At 68.2% G+C, this 11,645-nt stretch carries 10 protein-coding genes; 4 read left to right on the top strand and 6 right to left on the bottom strand.

The genetic code is table 11. The features are described 5' to 3' along the window. Window positions 1–784 precede the first annotated feature (784 nt). Both G539_RS0108270 and G539_RS0108265 read right to left on the bottom strand, forming a co-directional pair. Window positions 785–1,777: a GntR family transcriptional regulator gene (locus tag G539_RS0108270; RefSeq protein ID WP_029074772.1), complete on the bottom strand. Its 993-nt coding sequence runs from the start codon at window positions 1,775–1,777 to the stop codon at window positions 785–787. Beyond that, window positions 1,774–2,535: an SDR family NAD(P)-dependent oxidoreductase gene (locus tag G539_RS0108265; RefSeq protein ID WP_029074771.1), complete on the bottom strand. Its 762-nt coding sequence runs from the start codon at window positions 2,533–2,535 to the stop codon at window positions 1,774–1,776. Before G539_RS0108265 ends, G539_RS0108270 begins: the two co-directional genes overlap by 4 nt. A gap of 65 nt (window positions 2,536–2,600) precedes the next feature. On the opposite strand from G539_RS0108265, the gene G539_RS0108260 reads away from it, so the two are divergent. Genes G539_RS0108260 through G539_RS0108245 form a run of 4 tightly spaced genes read left to right on the top strand, consistent with a single transcriptional unit; the run spans window position 2,601 to window position 5,929 of the window. Next, on the top strand, window positions 2,601–3,776 hold the full coding sequence (locus G539_RS0108260; RefSeq protein WP_029074770.1) for an N-acetylglucosamine-6-phosphate deacetylase: 1,176 nt from the start codon (window positions 2,601–2,603) through the stop codon (window positions 3,774–3,776). Between the two features lie 2 nt (window positions 3,777–3,778). After that, window positions 3,779–4,237 (top strand): hypothetical protein, encoded by a 459-nt coding sequence (locus G539_RS0108255; protein ID WP_029074769.1) that lies wholly within the window; start codon window positions 3,779–3,781, stop codon window positions 4,235–4,237. Next, entirely contained in the window at window positions 4,234–4,722 is a 489-nt protein-coding gene (locus tag G539_RS0108250; RefSeq protein ID WP_029074768.1) for a hypothetical protein, read from the top strand. The genes G539_RS0108255 and G539_RS0108250 overlap by 4 nt, the downstream gene beginning before the upstream one ends. Window positions 4,723–4,780: 58 nt before the next feature. Further along, the gene (locus tag G539_RS0108245; protein WP_029074767.1) at window positions 4,781–5,929 is read left to right on the top strand and encodes a DSD1 family PLP-dependent enzyme; all 1,149 of its coding nucleotides are present in this window, start codon (window positions 4,781–4,783) and stop codon (window positions 5,927–5,929) included. Between the two features lie 171 nt (window positions 5,930–6,100). On the opposite strand, the gene G539_RS0108240 is transcribed toward G539_RS0108245, so the two are convergent. The 4 genes from G539_RS0108240 to G539_RS0108225 are packed head-to-tail and all read right to left on the bottom strand — an operon-like array spanning window position 6,101 to window position 11,588. Further along, window positions 6,101–7,048: an ABC transporter permease gene (locus tag G539_RS0108240; RefSeq protein ID WP_029074766.1), complete on the bottom strand. Its 948-nt coding sequence runs from the start codon at window positions 7,046–7,048 to the stop codon at window positions 6,101–6,103. After that, window positions 7,045–7,926: an ABC transporter permease gene (locus tag G539_RS24155; protein ID WP_035830561.1), complete on the bottom strand. Its 882-nt coding sequence runs from the start codon at window positions 7,924–7,926 to the stop codon at window positions 7,045–7,047. Before G539_RS24155 ends, G539_RS0108240 begins: the two co-directional genes overlap by 4 nt. After that, window positions 7,923–9,983 (bottom strand): ABC transporter ATP-binding protein, encoded by a 2,061-nt coding sequence (locus G539_RS24150; protein ID WP_051231204.1) that lies wholly within the window; start codon window positions 9,981–9,983, stop codon window positions 7,923–7,925. The genes G539_RS24155 and G539_RS24150 overlap by 4 nt, the downstream gene beginning before the upstream one ends. A 39-nt stretch (window positions 9,984–10,022) precedes the next feature. After that, entirely contained in the window at window positions 10,023–11,588 is a 1,566-nt protein-coding gene (locus G539_RS0108225; RefSeq protein WP_029074765.1) for an ABC transporter substrate-binding protein, read from the bottom strand. Window positions 11,589–11,645: the final 57 nt, after the last annotated feature.

The raw sequence follows: 11,645 nt of genomic DNA, 5'->3' as shown, positions 1-11,645 counted from the left end.
AAGATTCCCGGCGGCGGGGGCGCGGATGAATGGATCCCGGCTCGGAGGCCGGGATGACGGCGAGCCTGGGGCGGCGGCGGCGCTTCGACAGAATAGGCGGCCTCACTTCAACTCCTGCTCAGCCTGCTCCGCCCTCTCCTCACGCTCCACCGTCATCCCTGCGAAAGCAGGGATCCATGCTGCAGCCTCGAGAGTTTCGCGGGGCCACCAACCCGGAGGGAATGGATCCCGGCTCGGAGGCCGGATGACGGCGAGCGTGTTGCGGGCGGCGGCGCTTCGACGGCATGGGCCTCCCCTTCACCTCTCCCATAGGGAGAGGTCGGCTCGAAGAGCCGGGTGAGGGGTTGCGGCCTCTCCGGAGAGGTCTGAACCCCTCACCCGCCGGCCTGCGGCCGTCGACCTCTCCCCTTGGGAGAGGTGAAGAAGCAGTCCGCCCCTCCTCCCCCTCCGTCGTCATCCTCGCGAAATCAGGGATCCACGCAGCCGAAAACTCCGAGGCTTCGCACCAAGATTCCCGGCGGCGAGGCGCGGCGGGATGGATCCCGGCTCGGGGGCCGGGATGACGGCGAGCGTGGGGCGGACAGCGGCGCGCGTCCCTGACCAACCGTCATGCGGGGCTCGATCTCCATCATCCTGAGGCGCCCGAGCGCAGCTCGGGCCTCGAAGGACGCACGCTCGCGGTGCCCATAGCACCGCCGCTCTGCGTGCTTCGAGACGGCCCTTGGGCCACCTCAGCATGTTGAGGGCGGCGTTCTGCGAGGTCTCCGGAGGAGGACTGCCCGCCCTACCCCTGGAACCGCGCGGCGAAGGCGTGCACCGCCGGTGGTCTTTGCCGGTCGGCGAGGTTGGCCTCGATGCTGGGCAGGATCTCCGCCATCCAGGGCGCGCTGTCGATGACGAAGCCCGGGCCCTTCTGGTCGAGCAGGAACGGATAGATTTTCGCCTCCGGCAACACATCCCGGATCAGCGGCCGCCAGCTCTCGTGCACATGGCCGCAGACGATGTCCGGCCGCACCCGATCGACGGCCGCAAGCAGCGCCGTCGTGTTGCCGACATCGATCTCCTGGTTGACGGCGATGATCTCGATATCCTGCGGCACCGGCGCGCCGGACGCCGCTGCGCGGAACGCCGAAAGCCGCGCCGCCTGCTCGTTCGAGCCGATCTCGGAATCGAGATAAAGGACCTTCAGCCGCGCACCGCCAAGCGCCGCGAACATCGCGGAAAAGGCCGGGCCGTAGTCGAGGCGGTAGGTGTGGAAACGCGCGCCGTCGAGGCTGGCGTCGATCAGGCTGACCTGGCTCGAAACCGTGTCGAGCGCCTCGAGCCGGGTCTTTCGCGTGAAACCCGTCAGCACGACGGCGTCGAGCGCGTCCCACATTCCGGTAGGCATGCGCTCGTCGGTAAACGAACCCATGACGAATTCATGGCCCGCCGAGACGATGCCCTTCTCGAAGGCCATGACGAGACGGGTGTAGAAGGCGTTGTCGAAGATGCCGCCGCCGACGATGTCGCGATTGTAGAAGAAGCCGACGCGCCGGTGCGCCTCGGCCCAGGGCGTGGCGACGAGGAAGGAGCCCCGCCCCACCTGGCGCTGGATGACCCCTTCGCTCTCCAGATCCTTCAGCGTCTTCACGACCGTGATCAACGAGAAGTCGCAGAAACGAACGATCTCGTTCTGCGACTCGATCCGATCGCCCGCCTTCAGCCCGGCCTGTTTCCAGCGCCGGAACAGCATTTCGCGGAGCTGGAGATGGCGGGGCGAGGCGTCGAGGGTCAAACCGGCGGTTCCCACGTCTTCTGGATGGCGAGGATGCCGCCGTCGACGAACAGCATCTGGCCGGTGATATAGCCCGCCGCCGGCGAGGCAAGGAAGACCGCCGCGCCGCCGACATCCTCCGGCTGGCCGATGCGGCCGAACGGGATCTGCGCGTTCAGCGACTTGCGCACGCCCGGCGTGTCGAGGCCGCGCTTGGTCAGCGGCGTCTCGACGATGCCCGGTCCGAGGCCGTTGACGCGGACGCCGCGACCGGCGAGCGACACGGCGAGCGAGCGCACCATCATCAGCACCGCGCCCTTCGAGGCGTCATAGGCGACGCTGTGGCGCTCGGCCATCACCGAATTGGTCGAGCCGACGAGGATGATGCTGGCACCCTCCTGCCCCGGCTCCAGCCCGCGCACGAATTCCTGCGAGGCGAAGACATACGCCTTCACGTTCAGGTTGAAGGTGCGGTCGAACAGCTCCTCGGTCAGATCGTCGAACGGCGTGTCGAGGAAGGTGCCGGCATTGTTGACCAGCGTATCGAGCCTTCCGAGCTTTTCACGCGCCTGCTGCACCACGGCGCGGGCGCCGGCGGCGGTCGAAAGATCCGCCTGGACGAAATGGCACTCGGTCAGCGCCTGGAGCTTGGCCAGCGCGCCATTGTCGGGAAGGTGCGAGTTGATCACCAGCCGCGCACCCTGACGGGCGAACGCCTCGGCGATTCCGTAACCGATGCCGTGGGTCGAACCCGTCACCAGAACGCAGGGCTGGGCCATTTCTTTCTCCTTGCCGGTCCAGATTATTTTGTTAGCATGATAACATCATAACGATGGAAAATCCGATGCCCGTCAAGCAGAGATGGTCAAACGTCACAATCGTCACCCCGGAGGGCCAGCGGGCGAGCGATCTCCTGATCCTGGACGACCGCATCGCCGGCGTCGTCGCGGCCGATACGGTCGTCGGCGACGACTGGCAGGCGGTCGACGGTAAGGGTGCGATCCTGTTCCCGGGCATGATCGACCTGCTGCAGCACGGCTTCGGGCAGCATCTCTACAACGACACCGAGACGGGCGCGGTCGCCGCCAATTCGCTAGCGATGCTGCGCCACGGCGTCACCGGCTTCCTGCCGTCGATAAGCTGCCTGCCGCCCGCCAGCATGGAGGGCGTGCTCGCCCGCCTCGGCGCCCAGTGCGACGAGGCGAAGGGCGCGCGGGCACTCGGCGTGCACAGCGAGGGGCCCTGCTTCGGTTCGCCCGGCGCGCATAATCCGGAAAACATCGTCGCCCCGAGCGCGGCGCTGGCCGAGCGCATGCTGGTCGCGACTGGCGGCAGGCTGAAGGCCGTCACCGTGGCGCCCGAGCGCGAGGGAGCGGAGGATTTCATCCGCGTGCTGAAGCGCGCCGGCGTCTCGATCCATCTCGGCCACAGCCTGGCCCGGCCGGAGCACGTTCCCCGCTACGTCTCGTGGGGCATCGACGCGGTGACGCACATGTACAACGTCATGCCGACCTATCCGCCGACCGGCATGGGACTGCATGTGGTGTCGCTCACCGACGCGCTGCTCTCCGAGCCGACGCTGGCGCTCGGCCTGGTCTGCGACGGCATCCATGTCGACCCGCAGCTGATCCGCCTGCTGGCGCAATTGCCGGAAGACCGCGTCTTCCTCGAGACCGACGCGATGAAATATGCCGGCACGCCCGGCAAGACCTTCGAGTTCTATCCCGGCTACGTCGTCACCAGCGCGCCCGGCAAGGCGGTGGTCGACGAGCGCGGCGGCCTCTGCGGCTCGTCGCTGGCGCCGGACGAGGCGATGCGCAACTATCTCCGCTTCTCGGGCAAGGACCTCGTCCGCGCCGCGCATGCGACCAGCCTGGTGCCGGCGCGCGTGCTCGGCATCGAGGGCGAGATCGGCAGCCTCGAACGCGGCAAGCGGGCCGATTTCGCCGTGCTCGATCCGGCGACGCTTTCGGTCAGGGCCACCTATGTCGGCGGCGAACGGCTTTACGGGAGCGTGTGAGAATGGCGGAGAGCGAAGTCACGATGCGCTACGAGGAGGGCGGCAACGTCCATCTCGATTTCCACGGCGCCGCCAACACGACGATCGACTTCATCGTCGAGCGCTTCGGCGTCGCGGCGATGGACGAGATATTCAGGAAGGTCGGCCGCGACGTCTATGCCAGCATCCGCAGCGACCTGGTCGCCGGCGACACGCGCCAGCTGGTGCGACACTGGCGGCATTTCTTCGACCGCGAGGGCGGCGACTACGACATCGCGATCGGCGACGACCAGATCGTGCTGACGGTGCGCCGCTGCCCCGCTTGGCATCACGTGAAGGCGCTGACCGGCAGTGTCTCGCCGCATTTCTGCGACCAGACCACCGTCACCAACGCGTCGATGGCGGAGGGCTCCCCCTATGCCATCGACACCGAAATCACCGGCGAAGGCTCGTGCCGGCAGGTCATCCGGAGGCGGGCATGATTCCGAGCGACCACTTCACGCGGTTCTACAACGAGGTCTTCAAGTTCCTGGAAAGCCAGGGCGAGGAGGCGCTCGAAGCCTATTGGCTGGCGATCTCGAAAAACCAGGAGCGCCACATCCTCGAGCTGATCGAGACCCAGGGCCTCGAAGGCATGTACGAGTACTGGTCGCACATCAAGATCGAGGAAAACTGCGACATGGACCTCGACTTCAACGAGGACCGGCTGGAACTTCGGATGAACGTCTGTCCGAGCCTATCGAAGGTGATGGACAACGACGCCGAGCCGATGGAGCGCTATTGCGATCATTGCGCCGGCTGGATCGGCCCGATCATGGACAAGACCGGCTACCACATGGTCTACGACGTGATCGACCGCAAGAAGCCGCAATGCGTGACGAGGATCTTCAAGGATCCCGCCAAGGCGCGGGCGGCCGAAAAGGACGCCAAGCTCCTGATGGGCTGGCCCGGCCACAAGGTCGGCTGAACGAAAACACGAGACGCACCCCGCGCCCGAGCGCCGGATGGCGCGGGGGAGAGACGACATGAGACGCGGCGTCGCCGGGCTGAACGAAACGCTGATCGGCGCGCGGGGCGGCCGCAACAAGCTGGAAACCCCGGCGCTGATCCTCGACGCAGACGCCTTCGAGGCCAATCTGCAGGCGCTCACCGGCATGGCGCGCGCCGCCGGCCTCGGCCTCCGCCCGCATGCGAAATCGCACAAATGCGCCGAGATCGCCCGGCGGCAGCTGGAGGATGGCGCGCTCGGCATCGCCTGCGCCAAGGTCGGCGAGCTGCTGGCGCTCTATGAGGCCGGCATCAACCCGCTGATGCTGACCGCGCCGATCGCCAGCCGCCGCAAGGTCGACCGGTTGACCGAGGCGGCGGCGCGCGGCGCCGACATCACCGTCACCGTCGACCGCTCCGACCTGATCGCCGACTTCGCGGAATCGGCGCGCGCGGCCGGCGTCCGGCTCGACGTGATGATCGAGTGCGACGTCGGCCAGCGCCGCACCGGCGTGGCGACGCCGGAACGCGTCGTCTCGCTCGCCCGCCAGATCGCTGATGAAGAGTCACTCCGTTTCGTCGGCGTGCAGGGCTATGCCGGCTTCGTCCAGCACATCTTCGACCACGAGGCGCGGCGGACCGAGAACCGCATTGCGATGGGCCGCCTGCTCGCCATCGTCGAGGCGCTCGATGCGGCAGGGCTCCCGCCCGCCCTCGTCACAGGCGGCGGCACCGGCAGCCACCTGCTCGATTTCGAGGACAAGGTGCTGACCGAGGTGCAGGCCGGTTCCTACATCTTCATGGACGAGGATTATCGCCGGGTCGACCTGCACGGCTCCGGCGCCGACGTGTTCGGCACCGCCCTCTTCGTCACCGTCACGGTCATCGCCCACAACCTGCACGGCGACGCCATCGTCGACGCCGGCACCAAGAGCTTCGCCGTCGACGGGCCGCCGCCGCGCGCCTATCTCGACGGCCGCGAGATCGGCACGATCGCTTTCGTCGGCGACGAGTTCGGCCGGCTCGAGACGCTGCGCGGCAAGCCTGTGCCGCCGATCGGCACCCGCCTCGAATGCAGCGTGCCGCACTGCGACCCGACCGCCAACCTGCACGACTTCCTGCACGTCGTCCGCGCCGACAAGCTGGAGGACATCTGGCCGATCGAGGCCCGCGGCCTGGCGGATTGAGTTTTTTCGCCCGTCCAACTCCGGCCGTCATCCCCGCGAAGGCGGGGATCCATGCAGCCGCGATCTAGAGCATTTCGCACGTCGGCCAACCCGGCGGAATGGATCCCGGGTCAGGCCCGGGATGACGGCGAGCGTGGGGCTGCAGCAGAGCGAGCGGTCGGCAACAGCCCCTCACCGATAGTCAATCCGCGGGTCGATATAGGCGTAGAGCACGTCGACGGCGAGGTTGATGGCGATGTAGAGCACCAGGATGACGACGATGCAGCCCTGGATCAGCGGGTAATCGCGCGTCGTGATCGCCTGGATCAGCAGCCGGCCGATGCCTGGATAGGTGAACACCGCTTCGGTGACGACGGCGCCGCCGATGAAGTTCGCCATCATCAGGCCGACGATGGTGACGAAGGGCAGCAGCGCGTTGCGCAGGACATGCACGCCGACGATCTGCCGCTCCGGCAGGCCCTTCGACCGCGCCGTGCGCACATAATCGGCCTGGAGCTCGTTGACCAGCGAGGCGCGCAGGAACCGGGCGAGAATGCCGGAGACATAGACGCCGAGCGTCAGGGCCGGCAGCGCCAAATTGCGCAGCGCGCCGAGCGGGTTCTCCCAGAACGGCACATAGCCCGACGCCGACGGCAGCCAGCGCAGCTCCACCGCGAAGAGCAGGATCAGCAGGATGCCGAGCCAGAAGGTCGGCACGCCGAGCGCCAGTGCGCTCCAGCCCGACAGCAGCCGGTCGATCCAGGAGCCGGGCCTCAGCGCGCTCGCGATCGCGACCGGGATGCCGATGACGAGCGACACGATCGTCGCGGCGACGGCGAGTTGCAGCGTCGCCGGAAGGCGCTGGCCGATCAGCTCCAGCACCGGCGCGCGGCCGCGGATCGAGATGCCGAAATCGCCGCGGAGCGCGTTCCAGAGCCAGTCGGCATATTGCACCAGGACCGGCCGGTCGAGGCCGAACTGGGCGGTGGCGGCGGCGATCTGCTCGGGGCTGGCGTTGTCGCCGGCGATCGCCGCGATCGGCCCGCCGGGCACCGCGTAGATCATGGCCCAGATGCCGGTGGAGGCGAGCAGCAGAACGGGCACGAGCTGCAGCAGGCGGCGGACGACGAAGCCGATCATGACGAGGCCTCCCCGGCCTTGGCGACGACATCGACGTCGCGGCGGCCCTGCAGGATGTCGCTGAGCGCGCGGCCCAGCACGTCGAAGGACAGGATGGTGAGCGTCAGCACGAGGCCGGGAAGGACCGCGTAGTACGGCGCCTCGTGCAGGTAGGATTTACCCGTGCGCAGCATCTCGCCCCAGCTCGGGGTCGGCGGCGGAACGCCGACGCCGAGGAAGGAGAGCGCCGCCTCGAGCAGGATCGCGACCGAGCAGAGCACGACGACCTGGACGAAGATCGGGCTCCAGGAATTGGGCAGGATGGTGCGGAACATGTTGTAGGTCGCGCTGCCGCCGAACGCCTCGACGGCGGTGACGAAGTCGCGCTTGCGGAGTGTCAGAACCTGCGCCCGCGTGATGCGGGCGAAGCTCGGAATGCCGGTGATGCCGACGGCGATCAGCGCCGCCGCCTGGCTGCGGCCGAGCACGGCGATCATCGCCATGGCGAACAGGATCGCCGGCAGCGCCAGCAGCACGTCGACGAGGCGCATCAAGGCCGCGTCGCGCCAGCCGCCGAAGAAGCCGGCGACGAGGCCGATCGGCACCCCGGCGAGCGCCGCGATGGCGACCGCGCCGGCCGCCGTCAAAAGCGAGGTGCGCGCGCCATAGACGACGCGGGCGAGGATGTCGCGGCCGAGCTCGTCCGTGCCGAACCAGTTAGTGGCGGACGGACCCTTCAGCGCGTTGACGAGCTTCTGGCCGAAGGGATCAAGCGGCAGGAAATTGGCGAAGATCGCCGCGAAGGTGACGGCGGAGAGGAACAACAGCGCGAGCGCCGAGCCCTTGCGGGACAGCAGGCGCGCGAGGATCGAGCCCGTCTTGCGGAGGAGCCTGCTCATGATGCCGCCTCCAGGCTGCCGGCGGCGAAGACGTTGCGGTGCGCCTCGGCCAACGGTCCGGCGTGATGGCAGGAGGTGCGCGTCGCCGTCTCCTGATAGCGGCCGAAGGACGGCGACTCGGAGGCGCAGCGCGCCGTGGCGCGGAAGCAGCGCGGATGGAAGGTGCAGCCGGTGGGCGGCGAAGCCGGATTGGGGATCTCGCCCTCGAGCACGATCCGGCGCCGCGTGTCGCGCACTTCCGGATCCGGCACGGGTGCAGCCGAAAGCAGGCTCTGCGTATAGGGATGGACGGGAAGCCCGTAGAGCCCGTCGCGCGAGCTCTCCTCGACGATCCGCCCGAGATACATGACGGCGACGCGGTCGGAGACGTGGCGCACGACCGAGAGATTGTGCGCGATGAAGAGATAGGCGAGGCCGAGCTCCGCCTGCAGGTCCTGCAGCAGGTTGATCACCTGCGCCTGGATCGAGACGTCGAGCGCGGCGACCGGCTCGTCGAGGATCAGCAGCTTCGGCTGCAGGGCGAGCGCGCGGGCGATGCCGATGCGCTGCTTCTGGCCGCCGGAAAACTCGCTAGGGAATCGGCCGAGCATCGAGCGCGACAGCCCGACCATGTCGAACAGCTCGGCGATCCGTCGCGCGCCGCCCATCTCGTCATAGATGCCGTGGATCTTCAGCGGCTCGGCGACGATGTCCTCGACCGAGAGTACCGGATTGAGCGAGGCATAGGGATCCTGGAAGACATACTGCATCTCGCGCCGCGCCTTGCGCATAGCGGCGCCGTCGAGGTCTCGGACCGAGCGGCCGGCGAAGCGGATGCTGCCGCCAGTCGCCTTGATCAGGCCCATGATGGCGCGGCCGGTCGTGGTCTTGCCGCAACCGGATTCGCCGACCAGGCTGACCGTCTCGCCGGGATTGACCGAGAGGCTGACGCCGTCGACGGCCTTGACCCAGCCGGTGGTGCGGCGGAGCACGCCGGTCTTGACCGGGAAATGCACTTTCAGCCCGTCGACGATGAGCAGCGGTTCGGCCGTCGCGGAGGCCGCCTCGGCTACAGCGCGCGGCGCCGCCGGAACCGTGTCGGGGCCCAGCTCGTCCGGGTAGTGGCAGGCGGACAGGCGGCCGTCGCCGACCGGCCGCAGGCCGGGTTCCTCGGTCATGCAGAGCGGTCGGTCGCGACCGACGGCGCAGCGCGGCTGAAAGGAACAACCCTTGGTCAGCGCGCCGGGTGTCGGCGGCTGGCCGGGGATCGGGTCGAGCCGGGCGTCGCTGGTGTCGATGCGCGGCTGGCTGCGCAGGAGCGCCCGCGTATAGGGATGGCGCGGATTGGCGAAGATCTCGGCGACCGGGGCCGTCTCGACGATGCGGCCGCCATACATCACGGCGACGCGGTCGGCGACCTCGGCGACGACGCCGAGATCATGCGTGATCAGGATGACGGCCGAGCCGAGCTCGGCCTGGCGCCGCGCCAGCACGGCGAGCACCTGCGCCTGCACGGTGACGTCGAGCGCGGTGGTCGGCTCGTCGGCGATGATCAGCTTCGGCTGGCCGGCCATCGCCATGGCGATGACGGCGCGCTGGCGCATGCCGCCTGAGAACTGGTGCGGATACTGCCCCGCCCTGCCCTCCGGGTCGGCGACGTCGACCTCGCGCAGCAATTCGGCGGCGCGGGCATGGGCGTCGGCCTTCTTCAGCCGGCCATGCGCCACCTCGCCCTCGGTGATCTGCCGACCAACCGTCAACACCGGATTGAGCGTCGTCGTCGGGTCCTGGAAGATGAAGCCGACGTCGCGGCCACGCATCTGGCGCAGCGTTTCGGGCGCGGCGCCGATCACGTCGACGCCGCACAGCCGGACGGAGCCGGACATCCGCGCCGTCTCCGACAACAGGCCCGTCACCGCCAGCGACGTGACGCTCTTGCCGGAGCCGGACTCGCCGACGATGCAGAGCAGCTCGTTCGGATAGACGTCGAAATCGACGCCGCGCACGACGGGCACCGAACGCCCCTCGCCGCCGAAATCCACCTTCAGCCCCCGGACGGAGAGAACCGGGTCAACCATGCGCGGACCCCGCGGCGATGCGAACGGTGCCCGGCCGCATTACTGGAAGCCCACGGTGCGCGCGACGAAGAGGTTGTCGATGTCGAGCGCGAGGCCGCCGAGATTCGGCGCGGCGACGACCAGGCCGGTGTCGTAGGAGTTCGTCGGCACGGCGAAGGCGGTCTCGACCAGCACGCGGTTCAGATGGTCGTAGGCGGCCTTGACGTCGGCTTCCGGACCCGAGGTCGTGTTCACGCGGTTGATGGCGTCGACATATTCGGGATGCGGATGCGGGTCCTTCAGCACCGGGTTCTTGACGACGCGGTAGATGCTGTTGGTGGCGACGCGGGACGGGAACTTCTGCACGTTGCCGACGGCGCCGAAGGTGGCGTCATAGTCGCCGGCGAGCTGCGCCTCGGTGTATTCGGCGCCCTGGCGGACATCGAGCTCGATGTTGATGCCGAGCTCGGCGAGCGCGCTCTGCAGGATCTGGCTGAGAACGACGCTCGGCTCGTCATTGCCCCAGACGAGCAGCTTCCAGCCGCTCAGCTCGGCCGGGCTGAGGCCCGAGGCGGCGAAGAGTTCCTTGGCCTTTTCTGGATTGTAGGCGAATTCCTCGACATAGGACGCGTCGAAGGCCGGGCTCGCCGGCGCCCAGGGCAGCGCGACGACCTCGCCGAGGCCGGCATAACCGACTCGCAGCATGCCCTCGCGGTCCATCAAGTAGTTGAAGCCCTGGCGGAACTTGGCGTTCTGGAACGGACCGCGGGTCGAGTTCATCCGGAACACCTGGACGAGCGGGCCGGAGCCGCGCAGGACCTGGAAGCCGGCATCCTGCAGGCGGACGGCGCTGCGCGACGAGCCGCCATAGATCAGGTCGATCGCGCCGGATTCGAGCGCGGCGCTCGCCGAGGAATCCTCGCTGAAGATGGTGAAGTCGACCTTCTCGGCGATCGGCTGGCCCTTGCGCCAGTAGTTCGGATTGGCCTTCAGCGTCAGGCCCTGGCCGACGGCGCGGCTGTCGAGCAGGTAGGGGCCGGTGCCGGCCGGCACGGTCTCGACGGTGTCGATGCCCTTGGCCTCGATCGGCAGGGTGAACTGCAGCAGGTCGGTGATCTGGCGCTGCGGCACGGGCGCCTTGAAGTTGATCGTGATCGTCTTGTCGTCTGGCGTCGTCCAGTCCTTGACGATCGACATGGTGGCATAGACGTTCTTGCCGCGATCGGGATCGGCCGCCTTGGCGAGCGTCGCCGCCACGTCGGCGGAGGTCAGCTTGGCGCCGCTCGCGAAGCTGACGTCGTCGCGCAGGGTCACCGTCACCGACTGGTTGTCGGGCGCGATCGCCCAGGCGGTCGCCAGGCTCGGCACCGCCTCGCCCTCGGGCGAATACTCGATCAGGCTGTCATAGAGGTTCTTGATCAGGTGGAAGTTCACCGTCGAGAACTGGTGCGGGTCGAAATTGGTCAGGTCGCTCAGCACCGCGACGCGGAGCGTGCCGCCCTTCAGCGCCGCCTCCTCGGCCTGCGCCGGGGCGATGAAGCTCGCGCCACCGATGGCGACGGGCGCCGTCGCGGCGAGAAACAGGAACCCCAGCCGCCTGAGTGTCCGAAGGAATTGGGTCTTCATGCTGGGATCCCCGCTGTTGCGCTTTATGGCTAACGATTGGTTAACAAGGTGGTGTCG

It is taken from the genome of Kaistia adipata DSM 17808, from assembly GCF_000423225.1.
Classification (GTDB): domain Bacteria; phylum Pseudomonadota; class Alphaproteobacteria; order Rhizobiales; family Kaistiaceae; genus Kaistia; species Kaistia adipata.
The sequence above is the reverse complement of the archived record's forward strand: the minus strand, read 5'-3'. Positions and strand labels throughout refer to the sequence as shown.

Bases quoted from the DNA above. Each gene is read 5' to 3' on its own strand.
- G539_RS0108265 (WP_029074771.1), bottom strand. From the start codon at position 2,535: ATGGCCCAGCCCTGCGTTCTGGTGACGGGTTCGACCCACGGCATCGGT.
- G539_RS0108260 (WP_029074770.1), top strand. From the start codon at position 2,601: ATGCCCGTCAAGCAGAGATGGTCAAACGTCACAATCGTCACCCCGGAG.
- G539_RS0108255 (WP_029074769.1), top strand. From the start codon at position 3,779: ATGGCGGAGAGCGAAGTCACGATGCGCTACGAGGAGGGCGGCAACGTC.
- G539_RS0108250 (WP_029074768.1), top strand. From the start codon at position 4,234: ATGATTCCGAGCGACCACTTCACGCGGTTCTACAACGAGGTCTTCAAG.
- G539_RS0108245 (WP_029074767.1), top strand. From the start codon at position 4,781: ATGAGACGCGGCGTCGCCGGGCTGAACGAAACGCTGATCGGCGCGCGG.
- G539_RS0108240 (WP_029074766.1), bottom strand. From the start codon at position 7,048: ATGATCGGCTTCGTCGTCCGCCGCCTGCTGCAGCTCGTGCCCGTTCTG.
- G539_RS24155 (WP_035830561.1), bottom strand. From the start codon at position 7,926: ATGAGCAGGCTCCTCCGCAAGACGGGCTCGATCCTCGCGCGCCTGCTG.
- G539_RS24150 (WP_051231204.1), bottom strand. From the start codon at position 9,983: ATGGTTGACCCGGTTCTCTCCGTCCGGGGGCTGAAGGTGGATTTCGGC.
- G539_RS0108225 (WP_029074765.1), bottom strand. From the start codon at position 11,588: ATGAAGACCCAATTCCTTCGGACACTCAGGCGGCTGGGGTTCCTGTTT.